Source organism: Acidovorax sp. SRB_24, assembly GCF_012931925.1.
In genome coordinates this window covers 86,141-103,353 of the sequence record NZ_MWOM01000003.1, presented here as the reverse complement: position 1 = coordinate 103,353, position 17,213 = coordinate 86,141, and the positions used below count along the sequence as shown (strand labels likewise).

The window sequence follows — 17,213 nt, the reverse complement described above, 5'->3', positions numbered from 1 at the left end:
TGCTGCAGAAGGCATGAAGGCAACAGTCCTGTACGCTTTCGGTACATATCGGCATGGCAGAAAATATGTACCAAAGTGTTTCTCATCCTCATGAGCCCCCGTATTTGCTGCCTCATATGACGAAGCTTAGGATCCAGGCCCTTTTAGGAATGTCGATATGTTGCCTTTCACGATAGCCAACTCCTTTCTAAAGCATGCCCAGCATGGATTCGGCGCTATAAGCTTTTCAACGTCTACCCCGCTACCAAGAGACTTGGCCAAGACCTCTCAACCACACAAACATAAAAGCCAGGACAGTGACAATCAGTTTCGTCGAGACTTTAGCCATCTCGAACAATATCGATCAGGCCTTGGGCTGGACACTATCCCTTATCTGTTGGGAGTGTCATAACACAAACGCTTGTCGAACAATCCCCCCAACGTAGCTGCGCTGATCTAGTGCTCGGGTGCTAGGGCATAGCCCTGCGATGTCTAAACATATTGCAGTACTAGCAGCAAAATTTTCAAGCTAAGCATCAAATATCTTCCGTGAATATTCTTACGATTCGAACGCACACGCTCCGACACGCAGGTCGAAAGTGGCTATCTGGCTTATTTTTTCTAACCGCTATCACGGGCTGTGGAGGCGGCAGCGACAGCGCCGCTACTCCTTCAGAGGAACAACGAAAATTAGCGTCCCCGTCCACGGCTATAGCGCTACCGCCCGCGCTACCGCCCGCACCCGTTCTCATTGCAACCACACCATTCCGCTGCGCGGCGGGTGCCATCACCTGCATCGAAGTAGCCTCGACCAGTCCACAACCTCAGGCTAGCGTGCCAGTTACCTTTGGGCAACCCTTCAAGACCGGTGACTGGAAACACAAAGAAACAGGACTGGTAGCTCGAGACAATTTCAACCAGCCGGTTCCGCTGCAATACGATGACATCTCCTCTTACAGAGATGGCTCGAGCCGTTTTGCGGTACTCAATGCGCAACTTTCTGGCCTGCAAGCGGGGGAGCGTCGAATCATCAACCTGTTCACCGGTTCCGCCAGTGCTCCGCCTCAGCTCTTGCCTAGCAATCCGGCGTGGAATCTGTCTCTTGAAGCCAAGATCTACAACCAGCAGGTCAACGTGGTCACGTTTGGTGACCGCAACGGCCACACGGATGGCACACCGTTTCTAGTGGGCGAGAAGATCGTCATGACGATCACCGGCCCCACCACAGAGAGTTTTCAGCAAACGATCACGTCTGACATGGCTGGCGGGGGCTACATCACACTCACTAAGATTGCCGAGGCCTTCCAGCAACTGGTCAACAGCCAAAGCCAGACGTACATCGGGGAAAAGATCGGTGGGGGCTATGAGAAACTGTGGCTCAAGACCAAAAACCCTGCCCAAGGCGCATTTCAGGTCAGCTTCAGCTACAGCGGTCAAGCCAAGATAGCGCAAGTCAACCAATCGAACTACGAGGCTCCGCAAACCTGGGTCATCGATGGGCAGGATCTGCTGAAACAGCAAATCTCCATGGCCAATGCCAGCCAGGCGAGCGCGAATCGTCGGTTTCACGGTCCGGTGGCATCCGAATTCAAATTGGCAATACCTTTCAAGAACGTATCCACGGGCAAGACACACGACTTTCTCACCGCGCGACTGGACACACGGATGTTTGAAGGAGGCCAAAAAATCCGTACCAACGTGATCATCGAGAATAACTGGACGTTCAAGGCCAATCCCAAGAACGTCACGTATGAGATGGCCTTCAAAGTGAACGGCGCTACGGTGCACCAACAACCCATCTTTACCCACTATCACCATGCGCGTTGGCAAAAGATGTTGTGGACCGGCGTCGAGCCCAAGGTACAGCTTCGGCACAACATGCGGTATTTTCTGGACAGCCGCGCAGTCTGGAACTACGACTTGAGCATACGGGTATCCGAAGCCACCCTGGCTGCAGAGGCGACCAATCTTGCGCGAGCGCGCACCCAACAAGCCACTTTGGGTCCGATGGGCAACGCATTCTTGGAACCGAGCTTTGGTTCCACCGGCGGTCGTCCCGAAATTGGCCCACTCCCACGCTGGACTGCCCTCTACCTGATTTCGCAAGACGAGCGGGCGCGCGCCAGCATGATGGCCGTGGCCGATGCTGCCGCCGCCGTACCGATTCACTTCCGCGACGAGAACACCGACAGCCCCATCAATACGGTCGCCAACCCGAACGTTTCGACGCACTTCAACAGCAACAACCTACCGGACAGCACGGACCCAACCATCTGGGGACCCGACACCGCCCACCAAGCGTCGTATGTCTATGTTCCCTACCTTCTGACGGGCGATAATTTTTACCTTGATGAGGCGATGTTCTGGGCTTCGTGGAACGTTTTTTCGATGCCTGCAAGCTACCGCGAGTTTGGGAAGAGCCTGATCAATCGCCAGCAAGTGCGCGGCTCCGCCTGGGCCTTGCGCTCGATTGGCGAAGCCTATCGGATCGTTCCAGACAACCACAGCATGAAGTCGTACTTCAAGACCGTTCTGGACAACAACCTCGCCTGGTACAAGCAGAACTATGTGGTCAACCACCTGGGCTCACCAATGGGGGCCATCCAGCACGAGGTGGGCCAGACACCCCCGTGGCAGAACGACTTCGTGGGCACGGTGATGGCGCTGCTGGCCGAGAACAACGAGCCCAATGCGAAAGATGTGCATGACTGGTTCAGCCAGTTCAACGTGGGCCGCTTCATGAACGATGCGAACGGGTTCTGTGCAGCGCATGCACCAGGCTACTACTGGATGAATGCAGACGCACAAGGCAATTACTTCACCACTTGGAACCAGCTCTACGCCGCCAACTATCCGGGCGATGTCGGAAAGCCCTGCAGCAGCATCGCGGTCACGGAAGGCTATCCCGACAATGCCGGTGGATATGCCGCATACGCCCGGGGCATGCTGGGTGCAGCAGCAGGTGCTCAGGCACCAGGAGCGGCCGCCGCCTACGCCAAGTGGAAGGCGATGACACCCTTGATGGACGCTGAGTTCGCCAAGGATCCGAACTGGGCCATCGTCCCGCGCTGATTGAACTCAGTGACTAATGCGCTGGTGCAGCCGCCTTCACTGCACCAGCGTAGACAGCGTCATACACCGCCACGCTGCTGCGCCAGTTGCGCTCTTCACGCACAAAGCGCTCGCCGTTCGCTTGCAGATGGCGCTGCAGCTCTGGATTTGACAAGAGTCTTCGGACCGCCTCCACCAGTGCATCCACATCATCCGCCTTGAAGAGCACGCCAGTCTCACCATCCTTGATCAACTCACGATGGCCGCCCACATTGGATGCGACGAACACACGGCGCTGCGCCATGGCTTCGAGCGGCTTGAGTGGCGTCACGGTTTCAGTCAGGCGCAGCGATTTGCGGGGATAGACCAACACGTCGATCACGGAATAGTAGTGCTCGACTTCAGCGAACGGAATCTTGCCAGTGAAAACCACCTGCTGCTGCAACCCGAGCGTCCGAACCAGTTCACGCAAAGCGTGTTCCTGCAGCCCTCCGCCCACCAGCACCAACTTCATGTCGGGGTCTTGCGCCAGGAGGCCCGGCATGGCGCGAATCGCCAGATCGAGTCCCTCGTAATCGTAGAACGATCCGATGAAGCCCAGCGTGTGGCCCAGTTGCAGTCCGTGCTTTTCGGCCAACGCCGTGTCCCGAGCAGTAGGTAGTGCAAACCGCTCGTGCTCGACAGCATTGGGCACCACCGCCACAGGTTGGCCGCAGAGTTGTCGCGCCTCGATATCCAATCGGAGCCCTTCGCAAATGGCCACGACACGGTGGGCACGCCTGAACACATGGTTTTCCAGTGCCCGCGTGAGCCGGTACCGCAGACCATGCTCGGCGCTGGTTCCCTGATCAACCGCAGCATCCTCCCAGAAGGCGCGCACCTCATATACGAGAGGTAAGCCAAAACGCCGCGCGGCCCAGTAGGCTGCCACACCGTTGAGCGCAGGTGAGTGCGCATGCACGACGTCGGGTCTCAGTTCAGGTATCAATTGGTTCAAGCGCCGGTACATGAGCCAAATCGTCCATATCTGCCGCAGCACCGGTAATTGAGACCCCAGAGATGGCTGCTCCCAGGTTCGCCGGAATGTGATACCTGACACGACATCTTCTCCGTCGGCGGATGAGCCTTGCCTTGGGCCGGTCACCGGAAGTACCTGCCAGCCGCGTGCCTTCTGCTCCTGCAAGATTGCCCAACTTCGGGTGGCATAGCCATCTTGAATGGGCACCGAATGATCAAAGACGTGAAGTATTTTCATGGCTGTGTCGAAAGCCGGATAAACATCAGAGCGATCGATTGAGGCGCCGATGCAGGCCGCGCAAAGAAAGCCCGTAGCGGTGTTTGAAGAACAGGTAGGCAAGGCCCTTGGCGTGGCGCAACGCGAAGCTGTTGATGCTCAACCCTTTGGGCCGCGAGATTTCCTGCGCATCGTGAACCACCGACACCTCGGGCAGGTAGTGCACTTCGTATCCAGCCTTCCACAGCCGGATGCAATAGTCCACATCTTCGGGGGAATAGAAGATGCGCTCGTCGAGCAGCCCCGTGCGCTCCACAGCCTGCCGGCTGAGCAACCAGCAGGCGGAAATGGCGTAATCGACCGGACCTGGGCGGGCCGGTGGCTCGCGGCTCTCCAGCTCGCGCAGCGCTACCAGTCGCTGGAGCTTGCGCCCGACGGTGGGAAACATATCGACGCTCAGCTGGAACTTGCCCGAAGGGTAGATGAGCTTGGGCGCCACGAGCCCGGCCTGCGGCTGCGCCTTCAGGTAGTTCAGCAAGGCCACCAGAGCCTGCGGGTTCATGTAAGCGTCCGAGTCGAGCACCAGGATGGCTTCTCCCATGGCCTTCTTCAGCGCAAGATTGCGCGAGCGGGTGGTGCCGGTGTTTTGTGGCAGGTAGGTCACCTGCAATACCGCCCCCACCTCTTGCTGCAGTGCCTTGAGAATCTCCACGCTCCCATCGACGGAGCCGTTCTCGATCACCAGGATTTCCAGTGAAAGCCCGCTGACATCGCGGCAGTGAACGAGGCTGCGAACACACTTGTCGATGTAGCGCTTGGAGTTGAACGACAACACGACCGCTGAGACATTCATGCGTAACCTCGATTACTTCGCGGCTAGGACGGAAGTAAACAACTCGCACTGCATGCGGGTGGTGTCTTCCCAGGAAAAGAGTTCGGCGTAGGCACGCACTTGCGCCGGCTCGGGGTAAGCGGCCAGCAGCTCGCTCAGCGCCTTTTGCAAATGGGCCACGTCGCGCGCACTTGCCAGACGACCGGCGCGCGGGCTGGCCACCACTTCTGGCGTGCCGTTGACCCGGGTGGCAACGACCGGGGTCCCACAGGCCATGGCCTCCAGCAACACATTGGCCCATCCCTCGCGGCTTGAGGCCAGCACCAGAGCACTGGCCGCGCTGTAATAGGTCTTGAGGTGCTCATTGGGTTGCGAGCCCGCAAACGTCACCCGGTCTTGCACCCCGAGCGACTGTGCCATCGACTGCAACCGCTGCAGCCAGGGACCGGATCCCACAATCACCAAGCGAGCCTCGGGCAGGCGCGACAGCAACTCGATCACCAGGTGATGGCCCTTGACCTCTACCAGATGTCCCACGGACACCAGCACCAGGCCCTGTTCGGGCAGGCCCAGCTGCCGGCGTGCCTCGGCCCGGTCCATGACCTGGAAACGCACCAGGTCCACGCCATTTCGTAACGTCAGGCTCTTGGCGGGGTCGGCGCCCAGCTCGATCATCTGGGCGACCAGATCGGTGCAGACACCGATGTTGGCCGAGCTCGCCGCGAGCGCGCCTCGAATCAGGCGGTTGGGCGTGGCGAACTGGCGATAGAGCGTGATGTCGGAGCCGCGGGCGGTGCAGACGAAGGGTTTGCCGAGCTTGCGCGCAATGATGGCCGCGGCCACGCCGTCGGGGTAGAAAAAGTGCGCATCGATCAGATCGAAGTTGAACCCGTCTCGGATCAGCCTGCGGATGGTGGGCAAAGCGCCGGCCGCCAGCACATAAGGAGCGATGTTCTGCCCGACCTTGGGCGGCAGCAGGTAACGGGGGTGATGCACTTGCACGCCGTTGCGCATTTCGTGCGCGGGCGTGGCCGCCATGCGTGCCCACGCACCGAAGGCGGAATGTTTCAACGGAAACCATGGAACCGGTGCCACCACCTGGGTTTCCACCTGACCACTCTTCAACAGTTCGCGCAACCGGGTCTCGACGAAAATGCCGTGCACGGGTCGGGCGCTGCTGGGGTAGAGGGTGGAAAAAAGCAGGGTTCTGATTTTCTGGCTCATGCAGTTTGCTCGAACGGCTCGATGACTCCGGATCACCCTGCCCGCTGATTGACCAACCACCCGGCCGGGGAGTCAGCGCGGATTGTAGGGGAACGACCTACCCATTCGCACTGGGCCAGGGCCCGCCAGCCCGCACGAATCTTCAACCTGCGTGCGAGAATGCCCGCAGTACCCCTCCCCCGCATGCATGAGCCCTCCCCCGCATGAATCAGCTCTCCTCAACCGGCCCGTCGTCCGCCGAATTGCCACCCGCCGAATCGGTCTCGTTGAGCGATCAACTAGCTCGGATGCGCCGGCAGCGCAAGCAACTGTCCCGCACGATCGGGGCCGCCAAGAAAAGCGGTGAAAACGTCGAAGACCTGCTGGAACAGTGCCGGCTTCTGAGCCTTCAGGAGAGCAACCTCATTCAACGGATCCAAGCGGCCACCGCGCCCATCGCTTCGCCACCGACACCCGACAGGCCCGCCGCGGCCGTCGATGTAGCTCCCTGCGTCCAAGAGCGCAACGAGCCGGTGACGATTTCCCTCCTGGACGACGCGGAAAGCCCTGCCTGGGACACGTTCGTCGGGCGCCGTCCCGAGGCCTCAAGCTACCACCTCATCGGCTGGCGCCACATCTGTTTCCAGGCGTTTGGCCACGCGAGCCACTACCTCGTAGCCAAGCGGGGGCAAGGCATCGTGGGCGTGTTGCCCCTGGTCCAACTTCAAAGCATCCTTTTCGGCAACTTCCTGGTGTCGATGCCGTTTCTCAACTACGGAGGCGTGCTGGCCGAAGACGACGAGGTTCGGGCCCAACTGACAGCGCATGCAGCCACGCTGACCCGAGACCTGGGCTGCTCGCACCTCGAGCTGCGTGAAAGGGTGCCCAGCGCATCTTGGCCGATGCGAACCGAAAAGGTCTCCATGTGGCTGCCCCTGCCCGGCACCGAGGAGGCGCTGTGGTCTCAGATCGGTAGCAAGCGGCGCGCGAAGATCAAGAAGGGGCAGAACCACGGTCTTGCATTCGAGGTCGGCGGAGCAGAACTGCTCGACGATTTCTACCGCGTGTTTTCCACCAACATGCGTGACCTGGGAACGCCGGTGTACGCCAAGCGCTTCTTCGAACTCGTTCTGAAAGAAGCGCCGGGGCGGCCCGAATTGGTGGTGGGCCGAAACACACAAGGCAAGGCCGTGGCAGCGGCCCTGGTTCTTCAGCATGGCGAGCGCATGGAAGTGCCATGGGCATCCACCCTGCGCGCAGCCAACAGCCTGAACGCCAACATGGTGCTTTACTGGACGATGCTCCGCCACGCCTGCCAGATCGGTTGCACCACCTTCGATTTCGGCCGTTCCACCGCCGACGCCAGCACCTACCGCTTCAAAAAAGAATGGGGCGCCCAGGTGGTTCCGCTCTTCTGGCACTACTGGATGGCCGATGGGGGTGCAATTCCCCAAATCAACCCTGGTAATCCCAAGTACAAGCTGGCAATCGCTGCCTGGAAGAACCTTCCAGTGATGCTTGCGAACCGGCTTGGCCCCCATATCTCCAGGTCGATACCCTGATTGAGATGCCGAAAAACCCATGCTTTCTACCTACGTGTTCGTAGTGCCTTGGTCTCTGGAACATGTGCGTGGTGTCAACCAAATCGTGATCAATCTCGCGACCGAAATGGACAGAGCGGGATCGTTCAAGCCTATCATCCTGATTGATGACTGAAACGCACCGAAGCCCGTCTGGGAGGAATTCGGTAACGTTCCTGTCGTCCGGTGGAGAATCCGACCGCTATCAGAGCCGTCAGAAAAACGTTCTGTCAGTTGGGAAATTTGAGAAAAAGAAGGGGCAGGATGTCCCATCAAGGCGTTTGCTTCGATAGCATCTGAATATCTTGATTTGCGTCTAGTGTTCTTAGGTGCATCAGACGTCGAACTGCCCAGCCTCCGAAACCTGTGTACGAAAGAGGGGCTTGCTGCCAGGGTGTCTTTCTTCACAGATATTCCGCACGCGCAGATCGCCGAACATTTCAGGCAAGCCAGCATCTTCGTTCTACCTTCCAGACAGGAACCCTTTGGTATTGTGTTGTTGGAAGCGGGCTGTTTCGCGCTACCTGTAATTTCATCGAAGGTTGGCGGCATCCCGGAGATCATCGACGATACGCTGACCGGGCTCCTCGTGAATCCCGATCAACCTGATGAACTGGCGAACGCGCTTCGCTCGGTTCTGAACGACCCTGCAAGAGGAAGAGCCATGGGCCAGAAACTCCGACTGCGAGTAATTCGCGAGTTCACATGGACACACGCGCACGATCAATACGTCCGGTTAGTGAACTCTTGACACCGGTGCGAGCCATCGCCTGCGCACGGAACAAATGCAAAGGAGCAGGGGTTTGTTGATGAACTGGTTCGCTCAACGTTTTGAACTGTCGCGTGGGGGCAGTCAGGACAACATCAGACCGATGGAAGGGCTGCGAGGCTTTGCTGTCTTTCTCGTATTTTTAGTTCACTATGTTTCGCTGGTTGAACCCTGGGTCGCCAAGGAATCAATCACCTGGGTCATAAGCCATGCCATGCACACCATAGGCAACAGCGGCGTGGATCTTTTCTTCGTCCTGAGTGGCTACTTGATCTATGGATCGCTGATGGATCGGCAGCAGCCCTTTCTAAGATTTATGTCAAGGCGCATCGAGCGAATCTATCCCGCGTTCTTGGTGGTTTTGCTCTTGTATCTGATGCTTTCATTCGCTTTTCCCAGTGAGAGCAAATTGCCTTCCACGTTCGCAGCAGGCAGTGTCTACCTCATCCAAAATATGCTTTTGCTCCCAGGCATTTTTCCGATCGAGCCCATCATCACCGTTGCTTGGTCGCTGAGCTATGAAATGCTGTACTACTTGGCAATCCCGGGCGTGATCATGCTTTTGAATCTGCACCACCGCCGTGCTGTTTGGCGCACAACGTTTTTTCTTGTCGTCACTTTAGCGACTACGATTTACTGCGCATTGAATGGCGGGCACATGCGACTTGTCATGTTCATTGCAGGCATCCTCCTTTTTGAAAGCACCAGAGCCACCGCTTTATCCACTCCCTCAAGTCCGCTCGCCTTGCTGCTACTGGTGGCTGGTCTTTTGACTCTGCTGCTGCCCCTGGGTGGGTCTGTGGGAAACGCCTTCAAAGTTTTGGTCCTGTTCTTTGCATTTTTCACAACCTGTCTGACTTGCTTCAAAAATCCTTCGGGAGGGCTCGCGCAAGCGTTCACCTGGACACCGCTTCGCTGGTTGGGAAACATAAGCTACTCTTACTACCTGATACACGGACTTGCCCTCAAGTCAGCCTTTCTTATTCTTGCGAGCGTGTTGCCTAGCGCTGTTCTGGGACCATGGTTCTTCTGGCTGCTTCTTCCCATCGCATTTTTGATGACTCTGCCCCCCTCAGCTGCCCTGTATCTGCTTGTGGAGAGACCGCTTTCGATCAAACCTCCTAACCCATCCCTCATAGTCAGTCACCACAGTGCGGACGATCCATCGCCCATCGTACGAGGGCATGAGACCTGATGGGCTACAGCGCTAGACCGACACCACAAAGAACGGATGATCCATGAATTGGGAACTCATCAAGAGAAAAGAAGGCAAAAATGGCACTGGCAACTGGGGAGATTTCGATCTCCCGCTGGATGCCATTTTCGAGGCTGCAGCCAACTGGAAAAAGGAAGTTGGCAACGAGCAAAAGCTCTGGCTTTGCTGGAACATTTCGCATCGATGGTCCTTGCTGCAGCAGCGCATGGTGCTTGAAGCGGGGTGGACTCCGGTGGTGGGCCACGACCCCAACTGTCAGCCAGAGCAACTCACGACCCTGCCTGGCTCGATCTTTATCGACTTCGGCAAAGAGCTCAAACTCAAAGTTGTGTGGCCACACTTCCCGCTGGAATTCGCCTTTTTGTGGGCTCCAAAACTTGCCTTCTGGCACGCTGATCTATTGATGCCCATGGAGAAGATGCACAAGTTTTCCTCCCAGTTTGACGCCCTTGAGAATGGTCAGATGGCTGCCGTTCATTCCACCGGTGGATTGCGTCACTACTTCAATCGCAAGACACATCGTTACTGGGAACTTCTCGGCTGCACCACGGAGGCGGCCAGCAGACATCAATTTGAAAAGGGCTGCGGCTGGTGGCGAAACTTTCATATTCATCCCAATGGCCCGCCCGAAGAAAAAGCACTGCGGGCAGAGTATTGGTACGACAGTGGCGTGGGCATCTCTTACTGGGAGCAGCAGTACAAGCAGCGTGTTGTGAGGTTGCACGAACGAGAATTGACTGCTGGCCACTGCAGTGAGATTGGCTACAAGAACTACAAGAAATCGAACCACAAAGGCCTGGAGCTGGACCTTAACTTCAACCTGGATTTGATGGCCCGAAAAATGGGACTGGAAGCCATGCTGCCAGCTTGATTCAACGGTGCCGTGTCACGCGCGGCGGCGAAACACCGCAGATCCCGCCTTGGTGAACTGGTGCTCGAATATAGGCTCGCTCATGAAAAGTTCCGACTGGGTCGGATTGCTGTAGACCACCCAGACATCCTGCGAATGCGTTGACATCGCTCTGACCCACACGTCGATCACTTGGCGCATCACACTGGCGCCAAATGGGTTGTAGAGATAGCAGACAACGGGCACCAATGGAGGTCGGTATTGCGCCGCATCACCGCACAGCAACTTGATGCGATCCACGTTGGGCCATCGGTCGCGTGCTGCCGCAAGGTTCTTTTGTGCAGCTTGATGCAGCTCGCCCGAGAATTCAACGCCGGTGATGGTCTGAAAGCCGGCCTGCGCAGCCAGCAGCAAGGCCCTGCCCTTTCCGGAACCCAGATCGACAAAGGCGTAGTCGGCAAGCCTAATAGGCAAAGCCTCCATCACGGATCGAAACTGCGCCTCATCAATGGGTTGGTAGGGTTCGGCGCTTTCGCCAACAGTCCCCGTGTAGCCAAGCTCGCTCAAGTAAACCGCCCGCTGGGTTTCCACCCCGGGAATATGGTCCACCGAACTGCGTGGCATTCCCAGGGAGCCATGGCGCATCCAATGCTTGGTGTAATAGCGCAGATTGTGAAGTAACAAGGGACCGAACATGCGCCAGCCGTGCCGGCGCCAAGCATTCCGCATCCGCTTGATTATTGCTCGCAGTTTCATCGTTCATCATCCCATTCAGAAGGTCGTCACAGGACAAAAACAGGGTACACGCAGCTCAGGTCAACCGGTTGGCGATCTGCACCAGTTTACGCACCAACGGCCGCGCGAAGCCAAGTTGTGGGATGCGGGTCTGGGTGTCCGTCACCAAGTCGACAGGCCGCAACGAATTGGCCAACTCGCCCAAAGTCGACACCTCGAAGCGATCGTTGTGTGCCATCAAATGATCCAGGAGCGCCGTGAAACGATTCATAACGACCCTATCGGGCCGCAGGTCTTGGTACTGCGCGTCTCTGCTCTTGACGAAGCTGAAGCAATGAAGCACCAGCACCACATGCTCCATGCCCGCTTGTTGAGCTTGCTCCAGCGATGAACGAAGCTCCCAACTGCTCATCGAGGTTGGGTCCAGTGGGCGCAGCCCCTCGCGAAGCCGGGGCTCAGGCAGCATCTGGTGGGCCAGGGTCACGGGCAGCTCGAACATGCCGTCGATAACCTGCAAGGCATTTACTTTCAGACTGGTTTCATCGAATGAGCCCTTTCCCTTCACGACATGGTTGTAGCTCGAGTCGAGAACTATCCCTTGTTGAAGCAGATCCGCGAGCAGTTCCCGACTGCATACCCAATTGCCTGCTCGAAAGACGCGTGGGCGCTCGCCCACCAGGCGCTCGAAGATCTCACAGGCCTGGGCCAGCGTGCGCCGCCGTTCAACGTCTTCAAGGCGCACCAGATCGTCGGTGCGACGGGTAATTAGCGTGCCTTGCGCCAGCTGCTGCGCATAGAAGTGGAAGTTGAGGTGGGTGTGCAGTTGCACATCCTGGCCATGATCCTTGAGATACGCCATCCAACGCCTGCTGTCATCTTCCCCGAACACCTGAGAGGCAAACACTTCTGCGAAGAAAGTGGCTTTGAAATTTCGCTTGACGAGTTGCTGGCAGATCCAACCAATGCCATGGTCCGCACCATCGATCCGGCAGTGGATCCGCCGGTCTGAGGGCACTGGCCTTAGCGTGGGATCGGACCACGCGCCGCCCATACTGTTTTCGGTATCGACAGTGAAGTAGACCTTAGTCTTCATGAGTCAGATGCTTTCATCGTGACTTCAACTGATTGCACGGATCAAACGCTTAATCCGTGACTTCATACCCACAGCTTCAAAGAGTCGCCCAAGACCTTCATTGACCAGAGACAAGCTTCGATGCAGACCCACCAACAGCATGTTGGACGCAGTCATTCGGAACAGATACAGATCGACATACTCGACCTTGCAGTTGGCAAACATGGACTTGTAGAGTGCCTCCCCAGGACCAAAGTCCAGGAACTTGCAATTCGGAATGGCGTGTGCATCTTTGGTGATGTGGTACAGCAAAACGGTGCCGGGCGACAGATCCGCGCTTTGGGGCAGATATCCGACGACCTCGTACTTGAGCACATCACCGGACACGCTGCACCAAGCGTAGGCAACAGGATGGTCACCATCGTGCAATAGATAGCCCCTGGCCCTACCCTCGCGCGCGAGTTTGTCCAGGTGGGCAACAAAAGCATCGTCCGTGGGCAGTCCGCTCTTGAGCAGTTTGTGCTGATAGGTCTGCTCAGAGATGCGCAATGCTTCGCGGTGGAACCGGGGCATATCTGCGGGTGAGGTCATCAGTTCGACGCCGTTGCTTCCTTGTTGTCTTTCTGTGAACCGCTTCACAGTGCGGCGGAGATTCTGCCGGGACTTCCCCGTGAACTTGCTGAAGTAAGCATCCCACGATTGCTGGATTTCGATGAAATGATGGACATCGCGATTGCGCACGTAGCGCAGCCAGCGGCCATACCGACCAATGCCTACATCAAAGAGGGCCGGCTGAATCCTTTGGCACAGAACACCAACTGCACCCGCACTCAGAAGTACCTCGTAAGCCTCTGGCACCTGCGGACTCGCAACCGTACCAAGATCGCGTTGTTCAATGACGGCCAAGCGGGGATACCACATACCGATCGCCCATTCCCCCAGCAGGAAACGCAGGCCGATCTTTCGTGGAACGATGGGTGGGTTGTTCATGGCTGGCGCACGTCTTGGCCCATCTGGCTGGCCGGCTGTACGTTCGAACGCACCTGATCGAGCACATCGGCCAGCAATCTCGCCTGGTCCTTCCGTGAGTACCGCTTGATCTGAGCGATGTTGTCGTGCGAGATGTCGACTCCTCCTGACGCCGTGAACTCGGCGTGAAGTTTCAAAAGCTTATGCATCACCTGTTCCGACGAATCGATGGAGGCCAGCTCGACACATTTGAAGGTTTCGAGCTTGCGAGCCGTATCGCCTTCGAAGTCGATCAATCCCAGGATGGCGCGGCCGGTGCGCAGGTACTCGTATATCTTTGCGGGGATCTGTGGATTGAATGCCCTGCCCTGAAACACCAACAAGACATCACTGCCCAACATTTCCGAGATGGCGTCCGCATACGAAATGGGAGGCAAGCACTCGACAATGTCATCGATGCCGTGCAGACGGGCCAAAGCCATGACTTCCGATTCGTGTCGCGCCGCGCGAAAGCGGATCTTGAGAGAGGCACGAGGCAACAGGCCCTGCTCAACAATCAGCTTCACCGCTTCAAAAAGTGCTCCTGGATCACGCTCCTGCGGATAAATGACGCCGCTGTGCAAGAGCATGAATTGATTTACCGGAACGCCCACGCGAACTGGATGCGCCGAGGTGAACACATCTTCGTCGTAACCGTTTTCAATCACCACGCACTTGTTGGCTTTGTCCGGGTAACGTAATTGAAACGTCTGGCGCGCGCGCTCGGTGGTGAACACGCAAAACTTCGCGTTCTGCATGGCGTAGGCCTCAATACCCTCCCAGAGGCGCCGTTGCAACTTGCCCGATGGATAGCCTGGACTGAGCATCGGATCTCTGAAATCGGCCACCCAGGGCAAACCCGTCAAACGATGCAGGGTCGCGCCAATCAAGTGGGCACTCGCAATCGGATAAGTGCTCCAAATGAGTTGCGGACGCTCACGCCGAATTTCCCGCAAACCGGCCAGCGTCCCACCCATCCACCAACTGGACCAGCGATCGGGCAGGGCGAGTACATCGAGGTACTTTCGCTTGAAGCTCAGGTGCCGGGCGGCATCCAGGGCAAAGGCACGAACCACCCGCGTGGTAGGGGGAATCTGCCGCAAGAGATCGCTACTGCATTCCTCGTACGCACGAGGATGGGCACTCAACACGGTCGGCTGCCAGCCACTGGAGGGCAAGTGCTTGACGAAATTGAGGGTGCGCTGGATGCCGCTGCTACCTGCCTGGGGTGGAAAATGGAAGGCAACCATCATCGCCCGGCGCCCGGCCGGCTCATCGACCACCAAGGTCTTGGGACGTTGACACAGGTTTCTTGTAAGCTGTAATGCCATGCGGGTTGGCGACGGCCCCCAAGGTGTAAAGCGAGGGATCTGGAACGGCGACGTGCCCGCCGTTGCAACACCCCGATGCGTCGTCAATGCATGCGCGTAGCCAGCCCGCTGCACCATGGCAATGTGCTCCGGGCCAAAGTCCTTGCCAGGTATTCCATTGGGATATGCGAATGCCGACACACGACCTCGAATACGTGCTTCCAGGTCTTCACGTGCACCCGCGATCTCACGGTACGCAAAGTCCCGCTCACAACGGCTCAGTATAGGGTGGGTGACCGAATGTCCACCAATGCCAAAGCCCTTCGCATGGATGGCCCGAAGATCATCGGCGGACATCACCGGAACAGTATGGCGCTGCGCTCCGACATGAGCTTCCAGTTGCTCGAGCATGCGCTCCTTGCTCTCAGGGGGCTGGTACTTGAGAAAGGCATCCAGTTGGCGAATCGCGTGCTGGCGGTGGGACGCTGAGTCCAACCGGATCGGCTGCAGCCCCGAGCCCTGCAGGAGCAAGGGCGCCAAGCTGTCAGGTGCGCGCTCTATTGCATAAAGGATTCGTTCGTTCCACATCGGCAGGCCATTGAACTGACCGGTGGTCACGAAAAAAGTGGCGTGGACACCGCGGCGCTCCAGCACGGGGACCACATTGGCCAACCACTCGGGGTAGCCATCATCGAAAGTGATGCAGGCTGAGCGCGGAGGTAGCTTGTCCGTTTGCAGTGCTGAAATGGCTTCCTGCAGCGGAAGGATGCGAAAAAAATGCATGGCCGCATCGAGAATACGCTCGAAACCGGCGAGATTTAGCTCGCCAGGATCCAGGGCGTGGGCATGCTTGGGCACCTTGTGAAACAGCAGCACCGTGAGCTTGCCGCGGGAGATCAGGTTGAAAAGCGGCGTCATTGTGCAATCAGAGTCACAAGCGCTGATGGGTTGCATGGCTCAATCGGCGCTGCTGCTGCTTGATGACCTCCAACAGCATCATGCAGACGTACGGCAGCTCAAAGTAGGCTGCGCTGAGCGTTGAGCCTGTCACTACGAACGCAAGAAGTGAGATCCCCAACATGTCAGCCAAGTCGCCGGCCCACCGTTGTTTATCGCCGTTGGCACGAACGAGTTTCCAGATCTGTCGCTGGGTGAGGAAGGCATTAATCAGCAGTGCCAGAAAGAGGAACAAGCCCACGAACCCCATATCGCCCATTACCTCGAACCAGATGCTGTGCGCCGCAACACCGCTGCGATTGAGCACAGGCGTATCGATGAAGCCCAATAGTCCCTGCTCCAAGCGGAACTGGTCCCACACCGGAAAGGACTGCAGAGCTCGAAACCCCCCCCCCACGAACGGGTGGGCTACAGCAATCGCGGAACTGACCTTCCAGGCGGCGACGCGCCCCATGAAAGAGGCATCTTGGTCTGCCAACTGAATGGTCTGCATGCGTGTGGTCCAGTCGTCCGGGGCAACTTCGGTGATCAACACAGTGGCCAGGATTACCGCAGTCAAGGCAGACCATCGCCGCCGGGTCCTGAGCACCACGGCCACACCCACGACAAAGAGGCCGATCAAGCCTGCCCGCGAGTGAGTGGCCATTACGGCCAAAAGTGTAAGCACCAAGGCTCCTAGAAAACTCCAACGCGCCAGTCGTTTGGCGGCGTAATGCTGCAGGTAATAAATGACTGGTAAGGCCATGAGCAAGATCAGACTCAGATGGTTGTTGTCACCGAACTTGGGATTGGACTGTGCGTTGTGGGCTCCGGCGCTTGCGATGAATTTGAGACCATCAAGCACACCGTGAAAACTCAGGGCCAGCGCCATCACCACCACAATTGCATGGATGCGAAAGCGATCGTTCGCAAGCATGGGCATAAGAAGGCAAAACAATGCGGTCTTGGCCACGTTGCCCCAGAGCTCCCAATTGCGCTCAAGTCCAGGGTAGGCGAGCGCGGCACACACGAAGCCATGAACAACAAACAGGATCATTAGCACTGCGGTCCTGTTCGGCTCAAAAGGTTGGCGAATGACACCTTTGCGGAAGAGCACGGGCGCTAGTGTGATCAGGGCAAACAAAAACACATAAGGCACTCCTGACATGAAGCCGAACAGATAAAAGTTCAACGCAATCAGCCCGCCCCAACCCCACAATAGGTAGGCCGAAAACGGATTCATGAAAGCCAGGGGCACAAAGAAGAACATTGCGCCCAAAGCGACCAGATCACGCATCGTCATAACTCCGAACGTGCCCCTGTGGGGTAATGCCCTTGCCAAGACACCTAGTGTCCCGGTAAGTGAACAGGTTCGTCGGGAGGCGCGCACCTGGCGTGTCGCGGCGTTGAACCGTCCACAGCAGCATGATCACTGCAA

At 57.5% G+C, this 17,213-nt stretch carries 14 protein-coding genes; 6 read left to right on the top strand and 8 right to left on the bottom strand.

Annotation, left to right across the window (positions count from 1 at the left end; genetic code table 11):
• Window positions 1-813 precede the first annotated feature (813 nt).
• A complete protein-coding gene (locus tag B2J89_RS01805; protein WP_169167515.1) occupies window positions 814-3,051 on the top strand; it encodes a hypothetical protein in 2,238 nt (745 codons plus the stop codon).
• 13 nt (window positions 3,052-3,064) lie between these two features.
• Here the strand turns inward: B2J89_RS01805 and B2J89_RS01800 are convergent, their stop codons facing one another.
• The 3 genes from B2J89_RS01800 to B2J89_RS01790 are packed head-to-tail and all read right to left on the bottom strand — an operon-like array spanning window position 3,065 to window position 6,320.
• Window positions 3,065-4,285: a TIGR04063 family PEP-CTERM/XrtA system glycosyltransferase gene (locus B2J89_RS01800; RefSeq protein WP_169167514.1), complete on the bottom strand. Its 1,221-nt coding sequence runs from the start codon at window positions 4,283-4,285 to the stop codon at window positions 3,065-3,067.
• Window positions 4,286-4,310: 25 nt separating this feature from the next.
• Window positions 4,311-5,117: a glycosyltransferase family 2 protein gene (locus B2J89_RS01795; RefSeq protein ID WP_169167513.1), complete on the bottom strand. Its 807-nt coding sequence runs from the start codon at window positions 5,115-5,117 to the stop codon at window positions 4,311-4,313.
• A 12-nt stretch (window positions 5,118-5,129) separates the two neighbouring features.
• Window positions 5,130-6,320 carry a glycosyltransferase family 4 protein gene (locus tag B2J89_RS01790; protein WP_205763663.1) on the bottom strand — a complete coding sequence of 397 codons (1,191 nt, stop codon included), beginning with the start codon at window positions 6,318-6,320 and terminating at the stop codon, window positions 5,130-5,132.
• 203 nt (window positions 6,321-6,523) lie between these two features.
• On the opposite strand from B2J89_RS01790, the gene B2J89_RS01785 reads away from it, so the two are divergent.
• From B2J89_RS01785 to B2J89_RS01770, 5 genes are all read left to right on the top strand, one after another.
• Window positions 6,524-7,861: a FemAB family XrtA/PEP-CTERM system-associated protein gene (locus B2J89_RS01785; protein ID WP_205763662.1), complete on the top strand. Its 1,338-nt coding sequence runs from the start codon at window positions 6,524-6,526 to the stop codon at window positions 7,859-7,861.
• Window positions 7,862-7,880: 19 nt separating this feature from the next.
• Window positions 7,881-8,015 carry a hypothetical protein gene (locus B2J89_RS23115; RefSeq protein WP_256368826.1) on the top strand — a complete coding sequence of 45 codons (135 nt, stop codon included), beginning with the start codon at window positions 7,881-7,883 and terminating at the stop codon, window positions 8,013-8,015.
• A 135-nt stretch (window positions 8,016-8,150) separates the two neighbouring features.
• Entirely contained in the window at window positions 8,151-8,630 is a 480-nt protein-coding gene (locus B2J89_RS01780; RefSeq protein WP_371809020.1) for a glycosyltransferase family 4 protein, read from the top strand.
• 58 nt (window positions 8,631-8,688) lie between these two features.
• Window positions 8,689-9,843, top strand: a complete 1,155-nt coding sequence (locus tag B2J89_RS01775; protein WP_169167511.1) for an acyltransferase — start codon at window positions 8,689-8,691, stop codon at window positions 9,841-9,843.
• Between the two features lie 43 nt (window positions 9,844-9,886).
• Window positions 9,887-10,735, top strand: coding sequence for a hypothetical protein (locus tag B2J89_RS01770; protein ID WP_169167510.1), 849 nt, complete (start codon window positions 9,887-9,889; stop codon window positions 10,733-10,735).
• A gap of 15 nt (window positions 10,736-10,750) precedes the next feature.
• Here B2J89_RS01770 and B2J89_RS01765 read toward each other — a convergent pair whose 3' ends face one another.
• Genes B2J89_RS01765 through B2J89_RS01745 form a run of 5 tightly spaced genes read right to left on the bottom strand, consistent with a single transcriptional unit; the run spans window position 10,751 to window position 17,072 of the window.
• Entirely contained in the window at window positions 10,751-11,470 is a 720-nt protein-coding gene (locus tag B2J89_RS01765; RefSeq protein ID WP_169167509.1) for a class I SAM-dependent methyltransferase, read from the bottom strand.
• A gap of 55 nt (window positions 11,471-11,525) precedes the next feature.
• Window positions 11,526-12,542: a hypothetical protein gene (locus B2J89_RS01760; RefSeq protein ID WP_169167508.1), complete on the bottom strand. Its 1,017-nt coding sequence runs from the start codon at window positions 12,540-12,542 to the stop codon at window positions 11,526-11,528.
• A gap of 24 nt (window positions 12,543-12,566) precedes the next feature.
• Window positions 12,567-13,511: a GNAT family N-acetyltransferase gene (locus tag B2J89_RS01755; protein WP_169167507.1), complete on the bottom strand. Its 945-nt coding sequence runs from the start codon at window positions 13,509-13,511 to the stop codon at window positions 12,567-12,569.
• Window positions 13,508-15,757 carry a polysaccharide deacetylase family protein gene (locus B2J89_RS01750; protein ID WP_169167506.1) on the bottom strand — a complete coding sequence of 750 codons (2,250 nt, stop codon included), beginning with the start codon at window positions 15,755-15,757 and terminating at the stop codon, window positions 13,508-13,510. Before B2J89_RS01750 ends, B2J89_RS01755 begins: the two co-directional genes overlap by 4 nt.
• 13 nt (window positions 15,758-15,770) lie before the next feature.
• Entirely contained in the window at window positions 15,771-17,072 is a 1,302-nt protein-coding gene (locus tag B2J89_RS01745; protein WP_169167505.1) for a putative O-glycosylation ligase, exosortase A system-associated, read from the bottom strand.
• Window positions 17,073-17,213 lie beyond the last annotated feature (141 nt).

Excerpts from the sequence above, each read along its gene's own strand:
- B2J89_RS01800 (WP_169167514.1), bottom strand. The coding sequence starts at position 4,285 with ATGAAAATACTTCACGTCTTTGATCATTCGGTGCCCATTCAAGATGGC.
- B2J89_RS01795 (WP_169167513.1), bottom strand. The coding sequence starts at position 5,117 with ATGAATGTCTCAGCGGTCGTGTTGTCGTTCAACTCCAAGCGCTACATC.
- B2J89_RS01790 (WP_205763663.1), bottom strand. The coding sequence starts at position 6,320 with ATGAGCCAGAAAATCAGAACCCTGCTTTTTTCCACCCTCTACCCCAGC.
- B2J89_RS01785 (WP_205763662.1), top strand. The coding sequence starts at position 6,524 with ATGAATCAGCTCTCCTCAACCGGCCCGTCGTCCGCCGAATTGCCACCC.
- B2J89_RS23115 (WP_256368826.1), top strand. The coding sequence starts at position 7,881 with ATGCTTTCTACCTACGTGTTCGTAGTGCCTTGGTCTCTGGAACATGTG.
- B2J89_RS01775 (WP_169167511.1), top strand. The coding sequence starts at position 8,689 with ATGAACTGGTTCGCTCAACGTTTTGAACTGTCGCGTGGGGGCAGTCAG.
- B2J89_RS01770 (WP_169167510.1), top strand. The coding sequence starts at position 9,887 with ATGAATTGGGAACTCATCAAGAGAAAAGAAGGCAAAAATGGCACTGGC.
- B2J89_RS01765 (WP_169167509.1), bottom strand. The coding sequence starts at position 11,470 with ATGAAACTGCGAGCAATAATCAAGCGGATGCGGAATGCTTGGCGCCGG.
- B2J89_RS01760 (WP_169167508.1), bottom strand. The coding sequence starts at position 12,542 with ATGAAGACTAAGGTCTACTTCACTGTCGATACCGAAAACAGTATGGGC.
- B2J89_RS01755 (WP_169167507.1), bottom strand. The coding sequence starts at position 13,511 with ATGAACAACCCACCCATCGTTCCACGAAAGATCGGCCTGCGTTTCCTG.
- B2J89_RS01750 (WP_169167506.1), bottom strand. The coding sequence starts at position 15,757 with ATGACGCCGCTTTTCAACCTGATCTCCCGCGGCAAGCTCACGGTGCTG.
- B2J89_RS01745 (WP_169167505.1), bottom strand. The coding sequence starts at position 17,072 with ATGCGTGATCTGGTCGCTTTGGGCGCAATGTTCTTCTTTGTGCCCCTG.